Below are 17837 nucleotides of genomic sequence, written 5' to 3'. Positions count from 1 at the left end.
CCTCGATGCGAGATCGGTCACACGAACGCCGGGCAACCTTCTCGCATCCCGTCACATCTCCACAGCCGACGCACAGTTGGTCACCCGCTGATCACTGGGCGGTGCGGATTTGCAAAGTATTGCCATGAAAAGCCAGAAAACCGATGATTTGGGCTTTACGTGGACATGACTCATCCGTAAGGGTTGCGACCCGGGGCCCGACCAGCCCCCATGGCGCCCAACCGCGCCATGTCCCAGGGCGGTTGGTGATCCCGGCCGCCTTCGCACGAAGGAACCCTCAATAGTGCGTAGACCCCATATACGCAGCCTGGCCGTCGCCGTCGCGGTGGCGACGGCCGCCACGGGGCTCGCGGGTACGGCCTTCGCCGGCCCGTCCACGGGGAAGCCCGAGCAGGCCGCGGCCGTGACCGCCGCGACCGTCGTCGACGCGGCCCGTGCCGCCGCCTTCGCCCACGCCTCCGCCACCGGAGTCGCCCAGGGCGACGAACTCCACGCCCAGGACGTGCTGATCGACCCGGAGGGCGCCCGGCATGTCCGGTTCATCCGGTCGCATCAGGGGATGCCGGTCCTCGGCGGCGATCTCGTCGTCCACCTCACCGAGCGGCTGACCTACGCGGGTGTCACCCGGGCGGCCGACCACAAGGTCGCTCCCGACGCCACGCGCGCCCGGCTGACCGCCGGACAGGCCGAGGGGAAGGCCGCCGCCGTCGCGAAGGGCGACGCCGGACCGGCCGAACTCGTCGTCGACGCCCGCGGCGGCGCGGCGGCCCTCGCCTACCAGGTGCGGGTCACCGACAGCGCCACCACCGAGGCCGGCTCCCGCACGGTCGTCGTCGACGCCCTCACCGGCAAGGTGCGCAGCAACACGCCGGACAGCGACGAGTTCCTGTCGCCCAAGCTCATCGAGACCCTGCGCGAGCGCGGCGAGACGCTCGACCCCGCCACCGGCACCGCCCCGCAGGCCTCCGCGCTCGCGGCGACGGCCTCCGGCACCGGGAACTCCCTCTTCGCCGGCAAGGTCCCGCTCACCACCACCAAGACGGGCACCCGCAGCTACCTCCTGAAGGACCCCACCCGCTGGGGCACCGAGACCCGCGACGCCAAGGGCCAGGAGCTGGAGAACTTCGCGCGCGGCAAGAAGTTCACCTCCACCACCAACAAGTGGGGCAACGGCGCCGTCTCCAACCGGGCCAGCGCCGCCGTCGACGCCCAGTACGGCATCACCAAGACCCTGGACTTCTACAAGAAGACCTTCGGCCGCAAGGGGATCGCCAACAACTCCAAGGGCGCCAAGGCGATGGTCCACTTCGGCAACAAGGTGGCCAACGCGTTCTGGGACTCGTACTGCGGCTGCATGCTGTACGGCGACGGCGACGGCGACATGTTCAAGAAGCCGCTCGTCGTCCTCGACGTCACCGGCCACGAGCTCACCCACGGTGTCGTGGACGCCACCGCCCGTCTGGAGCCCACCCGGGTCGACGCGGACGGCAACCAGTACGGCGAGGCCGGCTCCCTCAACGAGTCGCTCGCCGATATCTTCGGCTCCAACGTCGAGTTCAGCGCCAACAACGCGAAGAACCCGCCGAACTACCTGCTCGGCGAGAAGCTCGGCCTGGACCAGAAGTTCCTGCGCCGCCTCGACAAGCCCTCCCTCGACGTGCTCGAAGGCGCCATCGACTACTGGTCGCCGGCGGTCTACGACGCCGAGGTGCACGCCGGCTCCGGTGTCTCCTCGCACGCCTACTACCTCCTCGCGGAGGGCAGCGGCCGCAAGACGATCGGCAGCGTCACCTACGACTCGCCGACCTTCGACGGACTGCCCGTGAAGGGCATCGGCCGCTCCAAGGCCACGGCGATCTACTACCGCGCCCTGACCCGCTACATGGTCTCCACGACCGACTTCCACGACGCCCGCGCGGCGACGCTGAAGGCGGCCAAGGACCTCTACGGCGCGGGCAGCACGGAGTACAAGGCGGTGGACCGCTCCTGGGCCGCCGTCAACGTGACCCCGGCGAACGCGCCCGCGGCACGGCACTGACCCACCCCGGCCGCCGGGCACCTCTCGCCCGGCGGCCGGGCCGGGCCGCGCCGCTCGCGCCGCCGCGGTCGCCGCGTGGAGCCGGCTCACCGTCAATTCTGTTTCTTTTATTGACGACGGAAAAGAACCCTCATAGGTTTCCGGCCATGCGCCCGACCGGTCCGACCCCTCGCGCCGAGACGTTCCCCGTCAACACACCTGCCGCCGCGCAGGTGTTCACCACCGTCCTCACCCAAGGCCCGCTCGCCCGGCTGGAGGTGGCCCGCCGCGTCGGTCTCTCCCCGGCCGCCGTCACCAAGGCGGTCCGGCCCCTGATCGAGGCCGGTTACCTGGTGGAGGACGTGGCCGAGGAGTCCCGTCCGGCGCTCGGGCGGCCCGCCCATCTGGTCCGGGTGGACGGCGGCCGGGCCCTGTTCGCCGGCGTCAAGGTGACCGGCGGCGAGGTCATCGGCGTCCTCACCGACCTGTGCTGCCGTATCCGCGTGGCCCGGCACCTGCCGCTGCCCGACCGCGCCCCGAAGGCGGTCCTGGCGTCGATCGCAGAGCTGGTGCACGACCTCCTCGCGGCGGCGGACGGACTCCGGGCCCCCGTCCTGGGCCTCGGCGTCGCCGTCTCCGGGGACGTGGACCGCGCCGAAGGCACCGTGCGCTACTCGCCGTTCCTCGACTGGCGGGACGTACCCCTCGCCGAACTCGCCACGACGACCACGGGGTTGCCCGTCACCGTCGACAACGACGTACGCGCCCTGACCGTCGCCGAGCAGTGGTTCGGCGCCGGCGCCGGACTGTCCGACTTCGCCGTGGTGACCGTCGGCGCCGGCATCGGCTGCGGTCTCGTCGTCCACGGCCGGGTGGTCGCCGGGGCGCACGGCGTGGCCGGGGAGATCGGCCATGTCACCGTCGACCCGGCCGGCCCGCGCTGCCACTGCGGCAACCACGGCTGTGTCGAGGCGATCGCGGGGGAGGCCGCCATCGCCCGGCAGATCCAGGAGGCCACCGGCGTCGAACTCGTCGACGCCGCCCAGGCCTTGACCATGGCCCGCGAAGGCGTCCCCGGGGCGCGGGAGGTGTACGCGCGCGCCGGGGAGGCGATCGGCCGCGGCATCGCCACCGTGGCCAACCTCCTCGGTCCCGAGCGCGTGATCATCTCCGGCGAGGGGCTGGCCGCCTACGACCTGTTCGCCGAGCACATCCGCGCCGCCTTCACCGCGGCCGCCTTCGGCTCCGCCGCCGAATGCGACGTCCAAACCCGCCCGCTCCCCTTCGAGGAGTGGGCCCGCGGGGCCGCGGCCACCGCGATCCAGTCCTTCGTCCGAGCCGACACATAACCCGCACCCACCTTGGAGGTACGGCCCATGCGGTCATCCTCGTACTCCGCCATGCCCGCACGCACCCTCAGAGCCCTGGTGGTCCTGGCCCTCGCCGCCGGTGCCGTCGTCACCGCGCCGAACGCCCACGCCGAGACCGCGCCCCTCGCCGCCAAGCCCTACATGGGCTGGTCGAGTTGGAGCATGCAGTCCTCCAAGTACCCCGGCCTCAACCCGGACGGCGACTACAGCTACCTCACCGAGGCCAATGTCCTGAAGCAGGCCGGGGCCCTGGCCGCCAAGCTGAAGAAGTACGGCTACGCATACGCCAACATCGACGCCGGCTGGTGGATGGACAAGGCCTGGAAGTCCGGCTTCGACGAGTACGGCCGGCAGAAGCCCGACCCCACCCGCTTCCCGCGCGGCATGAAGGCCGTCGCCGACGACCTCCACGCCAAGGGCCTCAAGGCCGGCATCTACCTCCCGGCCGGCCTGGAGAAGGGCGCGTACGGCGACGGCAAGACGCCGATCTGGAACGCGGAGGGCTGCACCACCGCCGACATCGTCTACGACGACCTGCGCACCACCAACGGCTGGGACAGCTCCTACAAACTCGACTTCGCCAAACCCTGCACCCCCAAGTACATCGACTCGCAAGCCCGGTTGATCGCCGACTGGGGCTACGACTTCCTCAAGCTCGACGGCGTCGGCCCCGGCTCCGGCAAGAGCGGCGACCAGTACGACAACGTTGCCGACGTGGCCGCCTGGAACAAGGCGATCGCCGCCACCGGCCGCCCGATCCACCTCGAACTGTCCTGGTCCCTGGACATCGGCCACGCCACCGACTGGAAGAAGTACTCGCAGGGCTGGCGCGTCGACACCGACGTCGAGTGCTACTGCAACACCCTCGTGAGCTGGGAGAACTCCGTCGACGACCGCTGGGACGACACCCCGGCCTGGACCCGGCACGCGGGCCCCGGCGGCTGGAACGACCTCGACTCCCTCGACGTCGGCAACGGCGAGATGGACGGTCTGACCAAGGCCGAGCGGCAGAGCTACGCCACCCTGTGGGCCATCGCCAAGTCCCCGCTCTACACCGGCGACGACCTCACCCGCCTCGACTCCTACGGCCTGTCCCTGCTGACCAACCGCGAGGTCATCGCCGTCGACCAGGGCCCGAACCCGCCCGCGCACCCGGTCACCCCGTCCGACCCGCAACAGGTGTGGGCCGCGCAGAACACCGACGGCACCTACACCGTCGCCCTGTTCAACCTCGCCGACAAGCCGGCCTCGGTGACCGCCGACTGGTCCACCCTCGGCTTCACCGGCAAGGCCGCCGTCCGCGATCTGTGGAACCACGAGAACCTCGGCACCCACAAGAACCGGATCACCGAGGCGCTGCCCGCCCACGGCTCCCGCCTGTTCACCGTCACCCCGCACGGAACGACGCTGCGCTGGACCGGCATCGAGGCCGAGGCCCCGTCGAACACCCTCTCCGGCAACGCCTCCGTCGCCGACTGCCCGGCCTGCTCCGGCGGAAAGAAGGTCGGCGACCTCTATGCCGGCGGCAAGCTGACCGTCAACGGCGTCGTGGTCCCCAAGGACGGCACCTACCAGATCAAGGTCGCCTACGTCAGCGGTGACGCCCGCTCGGTGAACGTCTCCGCCAACGGCGGTGCGGGCACCGTCCACAAGTTCCCCTCCACCGGCGACTGGGGCACGGTGTCGAGCGTCCACGTGCCCGTGACGCTGAAGGCCGGCACCAACACGCTCACCTTCGACAGCGGCACCGGCTACGCGCCGGACATCGACCGGATCGACGTCCCCCAGTCCTGACCCCCCACCAGGAGCCGCCATGACCCCCGAACCGTCCAGACGCCACCTGCTGGCCCTCGCCGCGACGACCGGCGCCCTCGCCACCCTGCCGACGTACACCGCGACCGCCGCCCCGGACCGGCCCGACTCCCTTCCGGATGAGGGAAGTTCGGACACCCTCTGGTGGCAGGCGCCCGCCGACGAGCACTCGATGATCGAACAGGGCCTGCCCGTCGGCAACGGCCGCCTCGGCGCCCTGGCGAGCAACGACCCCGGGCGCGAACTCCTCCTCGTCTCCGACGCCACGATGTGGACCGGCGGCCGCAACGACACCCTCGACGCCGACGGCCAGTTCCCCTACGGGCGCGCGGACTTCGGCTCCTTCACGCTGCTCGCCCGGCTCACCGTGGACCTCCCCGACCACGACCTGTCCGCGGTCCACGGCTACCGCCGCACCCTCGACCTCGCCCGGGGCGTGGTCACCACGTCGTACGTCCGCTCCGGCGTCACCTACCGCCGGGAGATCTTCGCCAGCCACCCCGACGACGTGATCGTCCTGCACTTCACCCAGGGCGGCGGCGGCCGGTACACCGGCTCCGTGACCCTGGAGGGCACGCACGGCGAGGGGCAGGCGGCCGTCTCCTTCGGGGCGGCCTTCCCCAACGGGCTCCGCTACGGGGCGGCGGTCAAGGCGTACGGCAGCGGCGGACGGGTCACGGTGAACGGCAGCCGTATCGACTTCTCGGACTGCCGTGACCTGACCGTGCTGGTCAGCGGCGGCACCAACTACACGCCGGACGCCCGCACGGACTACCGCGATCCCGCCCTCGACCCCGAGAAGCTGGCCCGCGCCAAGGTCCGCGACGCCGCCGCGCACCAGGCCGACGTCCTGCTGCGCACCCATGTCGCCGACCACCGCGCCCTCTTCGGCCGACTCGATCTGTCGCTCGGCACATCGACGGCCGAGCAGCGTGCGAGGGACACCTGGGAGCGGCTCAAGGCCCGCGCCCGTGATGGCGTGCCCGATCCCGAACTGGAGGCGACGTACCTCCAGTTCGGCCGCTACCTGATGATCGCCGGATCGCGGGACAGTCTGCCGCTGGGCCTCCAGGGCCTCTGGCTGGACGGCAACGACCCGGACTGGATGGGCGACTACCACACCGACATCAACATCCAGATGAACTACTGGATGGCCGACCGGGCAGGCCTCGCGCGGTCCTTCGAGGCCCTCACCGACTACTGCCTCGCCCAGCTCCCGTCCTGGACCGACCTCACCCGCCGCCTCTTCAACGACCCGCGCAACCGCTACCGCAACTCCACCGGCAAGAACGCCGGCTGGACCGTCGCCATCTCCACCAACCCGAACGGCGGGGGCGGCTGGTGGTGGCACCCGGCGGGAAACGCCTGGCTGTGCAACTCGCTGTGGGAGCACTACGAGTTCACGGGCTCCCGCACCCATCTGGAGAGGATCTACCCCCTCCTGAAGGGCGCCTGCGAGTTCTGGGAGGCCCGGCTGCTCACCACCACGCTGCCGGGCACCTCACGGGAGGTGCTCATCGCCGACAGCGACTGGTCGCCCGAACACGGGCCGCTCGACGCCAAGGGCATCACCTACGCCCAGGAACTCGTCTGGGCGCTCTTCGGCAGCTACTGCGTCGCCGCTGCCGAGTTGAAGCGGGACGGCGGCTTCGCCGACACCGTGGCCGGGCTGCGCAAGCGGCTCTACCTGCCGCAGGTCAGCCCGAAGACGGGGTGGCTGGAGGAGTGGATGTCCCCGGACAACCTCGGGGAGACCACCCACCGCCACCTGTCCCCGCTCGTCGGTCTCTTCCCCGGCGACCGCATCCGCCCCGGCTCCTCCCCGTCCGACCTGGTGGCGGGCGCCACCGCCCTGCTCACCGCCCGCGGCACGGAGAGCTTCGGCTGGGCGAACGCCTGGCGCGCGCTGTGCTGGGCCCGACTCAAGAACGCGCAGAACGCCTACCAGTTGGTGGTCAACAACCTCCGCCCGTCCAGCGACGGCAGCAACGGCACCGCGTTCAACCTCTTCGACATCTACGAGGTGGACAAGGGCCGCGGCATCTTCCAGATCGACGCCAACCTCGGCACCCCCGCCGCGATGATCGAGATGCTCCTCTACTCCCGGCCGGGCCACATCGAACTCCTCCCGGCCCTCCCCGACGCCTGGGCCGCCTCCGGGTCCGTCACCGGGGTGGGGGCGCGGGGCGGTTTCGTCGTCGATCTACGGTGGAGGGATGGGAAACCGAGCGAGGCACGTATACACAGCGTCGGCGGCCGCACCACGACCGTGGAGTTCGGGGGGACGAGTCGCACGGTGACGCTGCGACCGGGCGCCTCCGTCACGCTGAAGGACTTCACCCGGTGACCCGGCTGCGCCGCCTGGTGGCGGCCGTGTTGACGGCGGCGGCCCTCCAGGTCCCGTCGGCGTCGGCCGCGGAGAACCCGCCCGACGGCGTGGTCACCTGGGGCGCGAGTGCCGACCGCATGGGCGAGGCGGTCGCCGGCCGCGGGTACCGGATGGTCGTGCACACCAGCGTCGCCGGCCGGGACCTGCGCATCCGGCTCTCCAACGCCTTCGGCGACCGTCCGGTGACCTTCGACAGCGTCTACGCCGGGCTGCGGAAGGAGGGCGCCGAGCTGGTCCGCGGCAGCAACCGGCGACTCGCCTTCGCCGGTGCGGACTCCGTCACCGTCCCGGCCGGCGCCACCGTCTACAGCGACCCGCTGCCCGGGAAGCTGCCCGCCGGGACGGACCTGGTGATCAGCATCCACAGCGCGGACGCGGCAGGCCCGGTCACCGGCCACTGGATGGCCATGCAGACCTCCTACCTCACCGAGGGCGACCACACCGCCGAGGAGAGCGGCGCCCCGTGGGCCGCGTCGATCGGCTCCTGGTTCTACCTCGACGCGGTCTCCGTGCGGGCGGCCCCCGGCATCGGCGCGGTCGTCGCGCTCGGGGACTCCATCACGGACGGCTGGCAGTCCACGACCGACCTGAACCGCCGCTGGCCCGACTACCTGGCCCGGCGCCTCCGGAAGTCCCCGAGCACGGTCAAGGGCGTGGCCGACGAGGGCATCTCGGGGAACAGAGTGCTGACGGACGGCCCCGGGCAGAGCGCCCTGAACCGGCTGGACCGGGACGTGCTCTCCCTGCCGGGCGTCCGCACGGTCTTCCTCTTCGAGGGCGTCAACGACATCAAGTCCCACACCGGTGTCACCGCCCAGGACCTGATCGACGGCTACCGGCAGATCGCCGACCGGGTGCACGCGGCCGGCAAGTGCCTCGTCGTCTCCACCGTCGGCCCCTTCAAGGGCTGGTCGGAATGGGACCCCGCCGCCGAGGCCGTACGGCAGGAGGTGAACCAGTACATCAGGGACAGCGGGGAGTTCGACGCGGTCACCGACTTCGACCGCGTCCTGCGCAGCCCCTACGACCACGAGCGGATGCTGCCCTTCTTCGACGGCGGGGACCACATCCACCCCAACGACAAGGGCATGCAGGCGATGGCGGACGCCGTCGACCTCGACCGCCTGGACTGCGCCGGGAACTGACGAGCCGTCACTCCGGGGCGATCAGGCCTTCGCGATAGGCGACGGCCACCGCCTCGGTACGGCTCGCGGCGCCCAGCTTGGCCAGGATGTTGGAGACATGGACGCTGGCCGTCTTGCCGCTGATGAACAGCTCCTCGCCGATCTGCCGGTTGCTGCGGCCGAGGGCGAGGAGCCGCAGCACGTCCTGCTCGCGGGCGGTGAGCGGCGAGGCGCTGGGCGCGGGGGCGGTCGACAGCCTGCCCCGGCGGATCAGCGTGTCCGTCTGCTCCAGCAGGAGCGTCGCCCCCAGCCGCAGGGCCGCCTCGCGCGCCGCACCGGCCTGAACGGCCGCCTCCTCGCGCCGGTCGGCCGCCAACAGGGCCTCGGCGTACCGAAGTTGGCAGCGCGCGTGCTCGTAGGTGTCGCCGAAGTCGAAGGCGGCGACGGCCTTCGCCCAGGCCGCCACGTCCGGACCGGACACCGCCCGCGCCCACTCCGCCTCGGCGCGGGCCAGCCACGCCTGCCCTTCCGGACCCTGCGGATTGCCGTCGTCGCCGCGCGCGGCCGTGTGCCGGGCCAGCTCCACCAGCTCGTCCGCCGGGGCCGCCCACCGTTTCGCGCCCGCCTCGTCACCGCTCAGCCGCAGCCCGGCGGTGGTGTCGGCGACCGCGGACAGCGCGAGAGCGGCGAGCCGGACCGCGACGTCGGGACGGGTGCCCGCGTCGTCGGTGAGGGCCTTCACGGACGAGCGCACCTGCTCCACCGCGGCCTCGGCGTCCCCGCGCAGCGACGCCGCCTCGGTCAGCGCGATGGCCGCGACGAGGGTGGCCATCCAGTCGAAGGGGCCCCGGAGCAGGGCGCGGGCCCGGTCGACCGCCGTGAAGTCGCCGCGCGCGAGGGCGACATAGAGCGCGGGCCCGGCCGCGTACCCGTCGATCGCGGGCAGCATCCCGGCCCCGCTCGCCGCCCGCAGCGCCTCGTCCCAGCGGCCCAGCGTGTAGAGGACCAGGAGCTGGAGATGGCGCATCGCCTGCGGATACAGCGAGGACAGCAGCCCGGCGCGGCGGGCCCGGTCGATGCCCTCGGTCAGGTGGGGGAGTGCCTCTTCGAGGTCGCCGGACTCGTAGCTGCCGATGGCGAGGTTGAACAGGGCGCGCAGCTCCACGGACGCGTTGCCCGAGTCGTGCGCCAACTGCCGTGCCTGGTCGAGGCGTTCGCGCCCCTCGGGGGTGCGTCGGCCCGCGCCCTCCAGGCCGGCGAGCGAGATGAGCAGGTCGGCCCGGGCGTCCGCGGCCCCCAGCTGTTCGGCGACGCGCAGGGCCTCGTGGGCGATCCGCAAAGCGGTCTCGTTCTCCCCGACGTGACGCGCCGCCATGACATGGGTGGCCGCCGCCCACACCCAGGTCCGGGACGGCGGCTCGGCCGGGATGAGGGCGAGCGCCTCACTGCTGTAGGCGAACGCCGCGGTCAGGTTGTCGACGCTGATCAAGTTCCCGGCGAGGGTGTAGCGGACGCGGGCGGCGAGTTCGGAGTCGGCGTCCTGGTCGATGCCCGCGAGCGCGGCCCGGGTCAGGGAGACCGCGCGATGCGACTCGCCGGCGTGCGCGGCCGCGGCGGAGGCGCGCAGGGTGAGCGTGACCCGGTCCTCGGAGGGGCGGGCGGACACCTCCACCGCCGACCACAGGTCGAGGGCCGTCTCCAGATGCCGCAGCTCCTCGGCCGGCGCCCCGACCCGCTGGGCGTGATCGGCCGCCTCCAGCGAGGCGGCCAGGGCCTCGGCGAGGTCATGGCTCTCACGGTAGTGGTGGGCCCGCTCCGCCGCCGTCTCGGCGCGATGGCCGCGTGCGGTCAGCAGCCGGGCGAACGCGCCGTGCAGCCGGGCCCGTTCACCGGGCAGCAGATCGGCGTAGACGGCCTCCCGGGCGAGGGCGTGCCGGAAGGAGTACGTGTCCCCGTCGCCCGGCACCAGCAGCTGTCGCCCGATGGCCTCGCGCAGCGCCGACTCCAGCTCGTCCTCGGGGAGCCCGACGGCCTCGCTCAGCAGGTCGTGCTCGACCCGCCGTCCGGCGACCGCGGCCGTGCGCAGCACCAGTTGAGCGGTGTCCGACAGCTGCTCGAAGCGGATCAGCAGGACGTCGGCCAGCCCGCTCGGCACCCCGCCCACCTCGGTGTCGGTGGCCGCGACGAGTTCCTCGGCGTAGAAGGCGTTGCCCTCGGCCCGCTCCACGATCCGCCGGACCGTGGCGTCCGGCAGCGGCCGGTCCCACAGGGCCTGCACGAGCTGCGCCACCTCGGTGTCGGCCAGCGGCCGCAGCTCCAGCCGCTCCACGGCGGGCAGCCGCACCAACTCGGCCAGCAGCGGCCGCAGCGGGTGACGGCGGTGCAGGTCGTCGGCGCGGTACGACGCGAACACCGCCAGCCGGTGCGTGGGCGCCCCGCCGGCCGACCGTTGCAGAATGCCCCGGCTGAGCAGGAACCGCAGCAGATCGCGGGAGGACTGGTCGGCCCAGTGCAGGTCCTCCAGCACGAGCAACACCGGTGCCACGTCCGAGAGATCGGCCAGCAGCCCCGCGATCCCCTCGAAGAGCCGCAGCCGCCCGCCCATGTCCCGCACGTCGTCGGTGCCGCCGCCCAGCAGCCGGTCGACCACCGGATGCCCGGCGAGCACGCCCGCGAACCGCTCGTCGGCCGCCAGCACCCCCAGGATCTCGGTGAACGGCAGATAGGGCAGACCGACGTCCCCGAGATCGACGCAGTGTCCGGTGAGCACGGTCATGCCGTCCCGGGCGGCGCCCTGGGTGACCTCGTCCAGCAACCGGGTCTTGCCGACGCCGGCGTCCCCTCCGATGAGCACACCCCGAGCCGCCCCGCCGCGGGCGCGTTCGAGAACACCGGCGAGGCGGGACAGCTCGTCGTCACGCCCGATGAGTGGAGAAGAGAACGAGGTCAGAGGCACACGTACATCCTGTCACTGTGCCGACCCGTTCGGGCCCGGGGGGAGCTTTGGGCGATCAGCCGCGCAGCGTCCGCGCCCAGTCCGCCGGAACGCGGCCCTCGGGCCCCGGCGCGGGCTGGTCCGCGGGATGGCTGTCGGGCGGTGTCAGCGCGGGACCGGACTCGAACATTTCCTTGGTCTCGAAGTTCCAGTACCACTCCTCGCCCGGCTCGTAGCTCTGCACCAAAGGATGGCCGGTCTCCTCGAAATGGGCCGTGGCGTGCTTGGCGGGGGAGGAGTCGCAACACCCCACATGGCCGCACTGGGCACAGCGCCGCAGATGGAACCACCACCCGCCGGCGGCGTCGCACTCCACACAGCCGTTCCCGCTCGGCGGCACGCTGGGGTCCAGTCCCTGGATGTCGGTCACGCCAACTCCTCGATGGTGTCGTTCTCTTCGGCGGTGAGCGGCAGCAGCACCTGGAAGCGGGTGTCGCCCGGCTCCGACTCGACCTGCAGCGTCCCGTGGTGCTTGTTGACGACGATCCGCCACGAGATGTCCAGGCCCAGCCCGGTGCCCTCGCCGACCGGCTTGGTGGTGAAGAACGGGTCGAAGATCCGGCCGCGGATCTCCTTCGGCACACCGGGACCGGTGTCCCGGAACTCCACCAGCAGCCGCTCGTTGTCGAGAGCGGTCCGCACGGTCAACGTCCCTTCGCCGCCCGCCCCGTTGATCGCGGAGACCGCGTTGTCGATGAGGTTCGTCCACACTTGGTTGAGCTCCGCCGGGTAGGCGGGGATCCTCGGGAGCGTACGGTCGTAGTCCTTGACGACCTTGATCTGCTGCCCGATCTTGCCGGAGAGCATCAGCAGGGTGCTGTCGAGGAGTTCGTGGACGTCGGCGTTCTGGAAGGGTGCCCGGTCGAGCTGCGAGTACTGCTTGGCGGCGTCGACGAGATGCGAGATGCGGTTGGTGGAGTCGTTGATCTCGTCCATCAACAGCTCGGTCTCGACGGTGTAGTTGAGCCAGCCGATCGCGTTCGGCAGCAGCTCCTCGTCCACGGCCGCCGCGACCTGGTCCAGCCAGTCCACGTCGAGCCCGGCCTGCACGAAGGTGGGGGCGAGCCGCCAGCCGTTCTGGATGTCGTGGTCGTCCAGCCAGTCGGTCACCGCGTCCTCCCGGTCGGAGGCCTCCAGCGGGCTCAACGTCGGCGCCTTGGCGACGCGTTCGGCGGTGCGGTCCTGGATGTCGATGAGCTTGGCCATCACCTCGGGGGCGTAGTTCCCCTGGGCGATGATCGCGAGCTTGTGCCGCATCTTGCCCACCCGCTCGCGCAGCGTCGCCGTCGCCCGCACGGCCGCCGCGGCCGGGTTGTTGAGCTCGTGCGTGAGTCCCGCGGACAACGAGCCGAGCGCCAGCAGCCGTTCGCGCTGGCCGATGGCCCGCTGGGTGCTCTTCGAACCGAAGAACAGTCCCTCCAGCAGATGGACCGCCATCGGGAACCACTCCTGCATGAAGTCCGAGAACTTCTCGCCCGGCAGCACGAAGAACCGGGTGGGCTCGGTGACCCGCATCGAGTTGTTGTAGACCTGCGGCACCCGGTCGCCCAGATAGGCCTGCATCGAGCCCGCGTACACGCCGCGTTGGGACGTGCGGGTGACCTCGACGTCGTCCCCGCCGACCCGCCGCGAGAGCACCACGGTGCCCTCGATCATGACGTAGAAGCAGGTGGCCGGTTCGCCCTCGGTGTAGACGGGACCGGGTTCGAACCTCTCCACCCGCCCCGCTCCGCACAACTGCCCCAACTGCTCGGGGGACAGCTTCTCGAACAGGAACAGCGACCCGATCTCCGCGGGGCTGCACGGCATCAACTGCCCGCTCATGACTGCTCCAGGTACCGGTGGACGAGCATCACGGCCATGGCTCCCTCTCCGACGGCGGACGCGACGCGCTTGGCGGACTCGGCGCGCGCGTCGCCCGCCACGAACACGCCGGGGATGTTGGTCTCCAGGTGGTACGGCGGCCGGTCCAGCTCCCAGCCCGCCGGCGGCCGTCCGTCGGCGGTCAGGTCGGGGCCCGCGAGGATGAACCCGTGGTCGTCGCGCAGCACCGTGCCGTCCAGCCAGTCGGTGAGCGGGGCCGCGCCGATGAACACGAACATCCACTGCGCGTCGACGAGTTCGGTCTCGCCGGTGTCGACGTCGCGCAGCGTGAGCTGCTCCAGGTGGTCGGAGCCGTGGGCCGCCTCGACGACGGTCCGCGCGCGGACCGAGATGTTGGGCGCCTCGTTGATCTGCTGGATCAGGTAGTGGGACATGGATGCGGCCAGGTCGGGTCCGCGCACCAGCAGCGTCACCGACTTGGCGCCCTTGGACAGGTACATCGCCGCTTGCCCGGCCGAGTTGGCGCCACCGACGATGTAGATGTCCTGGCCCTGGCAGGAGGCCGCCTCGGTCAACGCCGAGCCGTAGTACACCCCGCACCCGGTCAGGTCGGTGCAGCCGGGCGCCTCCAGCTGCCGGTAGGACACACCGGTCGCCAGGATCACGCTGTGCGCGGCGATCGCCGAGCCGTCGGAGAACCGTACGACCCGCGCGGCCCCGTTGATCTCCAGCGCCGTCACATCGCGGGCGGTGAGGATCTCGGCGCCGAACTTCGCGGCCTGCCGGCGGGCCCGGTCGGTGAGCTGGGCGCCGGACACGCCGTCCGGGAAGCCGAGGTAGTTCTCGATCCGGGAGCTCTGTCCGGCCTGCCCGCCGGTCGCCGACCGCTCCACGAGCACGGTCCGCAGGCCCTCGGACGCCCCGTACACGGCCGAGCCGAGGCCGGCCGGACCGCCGCCGATGACGACCAGGTCGTAGAACTCGGCCGTGGGCGTGGTCGCGAGGCCCACCTGGGCGGCCAGCTCCGGCGCCTCGGGCGCGACCAGCGGAGTGCCGTCCGGCGTGACCACCAGCGGCAGCCGCTGCCCGTCCTCGCCCGCCGCGGCCAGCAGCCGCTGTCCCTCGGGCTCGTCCGCCGAGTACCAGCGGTACGGCACCTGGTTGCGGGCCAGGAACTCGCGGACGTCGGAGGAGCGCGCCGACCAGCGGTGCCCGACCACCTTGGTGGCGGGCACGGGCCGGTAGTCGCTGCACTTCCAGGCGTCCAGCAGGTCGTCGAGGACCGGGTAGAGCTTCTCCTCCGGCGGGTCCCACGGCTTGAGCAGATAGTGGTCCAGATCGACGACGTTGATCGCGTCGATCGCCGCGCTCGTGTCCGCGTACGCCGTCAGCAGCACCCGGCGCGCGCCCGGGTACACGTCGAGGGCCTGCTCCAGGAACTCGATGCCGTTCATCTGCGGCATCCGGTAGTCGGCGAGGATCACCGCGACCAGGTCGCCGCGCAGCTTCAGCTCGCGCAGCGCCTCCAGCGCGGACTCGCCGGACTCGGCGCGCACGATGCGGTACGACTCGCCGTAGCGCCGCCGCAGGTCTCGGGCGACGGCACGGGAGACTCCCGGGTCGTCGTCCACGGTCAGGATGACGGTCCGCGCTGTTTCGGCGGCCTGTGCCATGCGTCTCCCACCCCGGGTTGTCGGCTGAGGCTGTCGCCCATCGTATGTTCGAACGTCCTGCTTCGCTCAGGTATGCGGGGTCCCGCCGCTCAGCACGCAGAACTCGTTGCCCTCGGGATCGAGGAGTGTGACCCAGGAGAAGCCGCCGTACTCGGGGCCGGCGTGCCGGGCGCCGAGGGCGAGGAGGCGGGCCACCTCGGCCGCCTGGTCGTCGGGGCGGACGTCGAGATGGAGCCGGTTCTTGATCGTCTTGCCCTCGGGGACCGGGGCGAAGAGAAGGCCCGGCAGGCGGTCCTGCTCCGGGCGGATCTCGTACTCCTCGGGGGCGTCGTTGACGACGACCCAGCCGAGCGCCTCGGTCCACCAGCGGCCCAGGGCCACGGGATCGGCCGCGTCCACGGTGACTTGTTCCCACACCAGGCTCATGGCGGCAGCGTAGTGAAGACTGGGGGCAGCCGCCTGATCATCGACACCGAGGGAGACAGCCGTATGACGCGCCCGATCACCGTGGGTTTCGACGGAACCGAGGAGAGCCTCGCCGCGCTGGACTGGGCGGCGCGCGAGGCGGTCCGCCGGGGGCTGGAGCTGCGGGTGGTGCAGGCCTGGCGGTTCCAGGCGGATGTGGCGCTCGACGTGCTGTCCGACCCCGAGACGCAGGCCGGCTGGGTGCGCGACGCGGTGGCCGAGGCCGCCGAGGTCGTCGCCGTGCGCCACCACGGGCTCGTCGTGACCACCGACGTTCTGGAGGGCGGCACCGTCGAGGCACTGGTGGAGGCCGCGGCGGGCGCCGAGATGCTGGTGCTGGGCTCGCGCGGGCACGGCCCGGTCGTCGGGTTCCTGCTCGGCTCGGTGGGCCAGCAGGTGATCGCGGAGGCGGTACGGCCCGTCGTGCTCGTCCGGGCCGGAGACGAACCCACCGCCGAGGCCGCAGGCCGGGAGATCGTCGTCGGCCAGCAGGGCGAGGACCCCGAGGACAGTGCCGCCGCCCTCGGGTTCGCCTTCGAGACGGCCGCCGCGCGCGGGGCGACGGTCCGTGCGGTACGGGCCTGGACGCTGCCCCCGGTGTTCGCCTACAGCCCCGGCTCGCTGAAGCTCCTCGACGAGGCGGGCGGTCTGGAGCCGCGCGAGAAGCAGGCGCTCCAGTCGGCCCTGGAGCCCTGGCGGGAGCGCTTCCCGGACGTTCCCGTCGTCGAGCACATCGAGATGGGCAGCGCCGGCCAGGTGCTGCTGTCGGTGGCGGCGCGGGCCCAGCTGATGGTCGTCGGCCGCCGGGCCCGTCGTACCGCCGTGGGAGCCCGCATCGGATCGGTCGCGCACGGCGTCCTGCACCACGCGGGGTGCCCTGTGGCCGTCGTCCCGCCCGCCTGAGTCACTCCGCCACGGGCTCGGTCGGGATCAGTGTCTCGCGGGCCTTGGGGAGGATGTTCTCGATGTAGTCCGCGACCACCGTGTCCAGACCGATGTCGTGCTGTGCCCGCTCGGACAGGTACCAGCGGTGCTCCAGCAGCTCGTGGTAGATCTCGGCCGGGTCCATCGAACCGCGCAGCTCCACCGGCACGGCGCGCACGGTCGGCCGGAACACGTCCCGCACCCAGCGGTGCGCGAGGACCTCGGGGCGGGCGCCGAGCGGGTCGCCGGGGGCGTAGTCGTCCTGGGTGGCCATCCAGCTCTCCAGGTCGTTGAGCAGCCGCCGGGCCTGGTTCTCCTCGGTGTCCAGGCCCGTCAGCCGCAGCAGCTGGCGCTGGTGGTGACCGGCGTCGACGACCTTGGGCACGAAGGTGACCGTGTCGCCGTTGTTCGCGTGCTCGATCTGCATCTCGGCCACGTCGAAACCGAGGTCGTTGAGGCGGCGGATGCGGCGCTCGATGTAGTGGTACTTGCCCGCCGGGTACACCGAGGTGCGGGTCAGCTCGTCCCACAGGCTGCGGTAGCGCTCGCAGATCTCCATGCCGAACGCGATCGCGTCGACGGAGGGGTGCAGCGCCCCCGAGGCCTCCAGGTCGAGGAGCTCGCCGCTGATGTTCACACGGGCCAGGTCGAGGTCGTACTCGCGCTGTCCGTTGCTGAGCTGGGGGTGCAGCTCGCCGGTCTCGGCGTCGACGAGATAGGCGGCGTAGGCGCCCGCGTCCCGGCGGAAGAGCGTGTTGGACAGGGAGCAGTCGCCCCACGCGAACCCGGCCAGGTGCAGGCGGACGAGGAGGACGGCCAGGGCGTCCATGAGGCGGTGCATGGTCGCGGGCCGCATCGTCGTCTCGAACATCGACCGGTACGGCATCGAGCCGCCCAGATGACGGGTGACCAGGACGGACTCCAGCGGGTTGCCGTCGGCGTCGGTGCGGCCCGTGACCACGGCGAGCGGGTCGACGGACGGGATGGCGAGCCGGTCGAGGTCGCGGAGCATGTCGTACTCGTTGAGGGCCGGCCGCTCGGCGAGTTCCTTGACGGCGATGACCTCGTCGCCGGCCCGGGCGTAGCGCACCACGTGCCGGGATATGCCGCGCGGCAGCGGGACCAGGACCTCTTCCGGCCACTCCTCCAGGGGCACGTCCCACGGCAGCTCCAGCAGGAGCACGGGATGCTCCGGGTTCGTCGCGCTGATCTGCAGTGCCATGGGCCGTTCGTCCTCGTCTCGC

At 71.8% G+C, this 17837-nt stretch carries 12 protein-coding genes; 6 read left to right on the top strand and 6 right to left on the bottom strand.

Annotation, left to right across the window (positions count from 1 at the left end):
* The first annotated feature begins 283 nt into the window (after positions 1-283).
* From EJC51_RS05735 to EJC51_RS05715, 5 genes are all read left to right on the top strand, one after another.
* The gene (locus tag EJC51_RS05735) at positions 284-2038 is read left to right on the top strand and encodes a M4 family metallopeptidase (protein ID WP_126270024.1); all 1755 of its coding nucleotides are present in this window, start codon (positions 284-286) and stop codon (positions 2036-2038) included.
* Between the two features lie 146 nt (positions 2039-2184).
* On the top strand, positions 2185-3366 hold the full coding sequence (locus EJC51_RS05730; protein WP_126270023.1) for an ROK family transcriptional regulator: 1182 nt from the start codon (positions 2185-2187) through the stop codon (positions 3364-3366).
* Between the two features lie 27 nt (positions 3367-3393).
* Positions 3394-5181: an alpha-galactosidase D gene (locus tag EJC51_RS05725; RefSeq protein WP_126270022.1), complete on the top strand. Its 1788-nt coding sequence runs from the start codon at positions 3394-3396 to the stop codon at positions 5179-5181.
* A gap of 19 nt (positions 5182-5200) precedes the next feature.
* Positions 5201-7546, top strand: a complete 2346-nt coding sequence (locus EJC51_RS05720) for a glycosyl hydrolase family 95 catalytic domain-containing protein (RefSeq protein ID WP_126270021.1) — start codon at positions 5201-5203, stop codon at positions 7544-7546.
* On the top strand, positions 7543-8733 hold the full coding sequence (locus EJC51_RS05715; protein WP_126270020.1) for an SGNH/GDSL hydrolase family protein: 1191 nt from the start codon (positions 7543-7545) through the stop codon (positions 8731-8733). The genes EJC51_RS05720 and EJC51_RS05715 overlap by 4 nt, the downstream gene beginning before the upstream one ends.
* 7 nt (positions 8734-8740) lie before the next feature.
* Here the strand turns inward: EJC51_RS05715 and EJC51_RS05710 are convergent, their stop codons facing one another.
* The 5 genes from EJC51_RS05710 to EJC51_RS05690 all read right to left on the bottom strand — a co-directional run bounded on the left by EJC51_RS05710 (position 8741) and on the right by EJC51_RS05690 (position 15630).
* Positions 8741-11668, bottom strand: a complete 2928-nt coding sequence (locus EJC51_RS05710) for an ATP-binding protein (protein WP_126270019.1) — start codon at positions 11666-11668, stop codon at positions 8741-8743.
* Positions 11669-11723: 55 nt separating this feature from the next.
* Entirely contained in the window at positions 11724-12077 is a 354-nt protein-coding gene (locus EJC51_RS05705) for a UBP-type zinc finger domain-containing protein (RefSeq protein ID WP_126270018.1), read from the bottom strand.
* Positions 12074-13531 (bottom strand): ATP-binding protein, encoded by a 1458-nt coding sequence (locus tag EJC51_RS05700; RefSeq protein WP_126270017.1) that lies wholly within the window; start codon positions 13529-13531, stop codon positions 12074-12076. The genes EJC51_RS05705 and EJC51_RS05700 overlap by 4 nt, the downstream gene beginning before the upstream one ends.
* Entirely contained in the window at positions 13528-15204 is a 1677-nt protein-coding gene (locus tag EJC51_RS05695) for an NAD(P)/FAD-dependent oxidoreductase (RefSeq protein WP_126270016.1), read from the bottom strand. The genes EJC51_RS05700 and EJC51_RS05695 overlap by 4 nt, the downstream gene beginning before the upstream one ends.
* Before the next feature lie 66 nt (positions 15205-15270).
* Positions 15271-15630, bottom strand: coding sequence for a VOC family protein (locus tag EJC51_RS05690; protein ID WP_126270015.1), 360 nt, complete (start codon positions 15628-15630; stop codon positions 15271-15273).
* A 63-nt stretch (positions 15631-15693) separates the two neighbouring features.
* On the opposite strand from EJC51_RS05690, the gene EJC51_RS05685 reads away from it, so the two are divergent.
* On the top strand, positions 15694-16572 hold the full coding sequence (locus tag EJC51_RS05685; RefSeq protein WP_126270014.1) for a universal stress protein: 879 nt from the start codon (positions 15694-15696) through the stop codon (positions 16570-16572).
* Between the two features lies 1 nt (position 16573).
* Here the strand turns inward: EJC51_RS05685 and EJC51_RS05680 are convergent, their stop codons facing one another.
* Positions 16574-17815: a DUF4032 domain-containing protein gene (locus EJC51_RS05680; RefSeq protein ID WP_126270013.1), complete on the bottom strand. Its 1242-nt coding sequence runs from the start codon at positions 17813-17815 to the stop codon at positions 16574-16576.
* Positions 17816-17837: the final 22 nt, after the last annotated feature.

The organism is Streptomyces aquilus (assembly GCF_003955715.1).
Lineage (GTDB): Bacteria > Actinomycetota > Actinomycetes > Streptomycetales > Streptomycetaceae > Streptomyces > Streptomyces aquilus.
Note: the sequence above shows the minus strand (reverse complement) of the source record. Positions and strands in the feature narration are given on the sequence as shown.

Bases quoted from the DNA above. Each gene is read 5' to 3' on its own strand.
- EJC51_RS05730 (WP_126270023.1), top strand. From the start codon at position 2,185: ATGCGCCCGACCGGTCCGACCCCTCGCGCCGAGACGTTCCCCGTCAAC.
- EJC51_RS05725 (WP_126270022.1), top strand. From the start codon at position 3,394: ATGCGGTCATCCTCGTACTCCGCCATGCCCGCACGCACCCTCAGAGCC.
- EJC51_RS05720 (WP_126270021.1), top strand. From the start codon at position 5,201: ATGACCCCCGAACCGTCCAGACGCCACCTGCTGGCCCTCGCCGCGACG.
- EJC51_RS05700 (WP_126270017.1), bottom strand. From the start codon at position 13,531: ATGAGCGGGCAGTTGATGCCGTGCAGCCCCGCGGAGATCGGGTCGCTG.
- EJC51_RS05695 (WP_126270016.1), bottom strand. From the start codon at position 15,204: ATGGCACAGGCCGCCGAAACAGCGCGGACCGTCATCCTGACCGTGGAC.
- EJC51_RS05690 (WP_126270015.1), bottom strand. From the start codon at position 15,630: ATGAGCCTGGTGTGGGAACAAGTCACCGTGGACGCGGCCGATCCCGTG.
- EJC51_RS05685 (WP_126270014.1), top strand. From the start codon at position 15,694: ATGACGCGCCCGATCACCGTGGGTTTCGACGGAACCGAGGAGAGCCTC.
- EJC51_RS05680 (WP_126270013.1), bottom strand. From the start codon at position 17,815: ATGGCACTGCAGATCAGCGCGACGAACCCGGAGCATCCCGTGCTCCTG.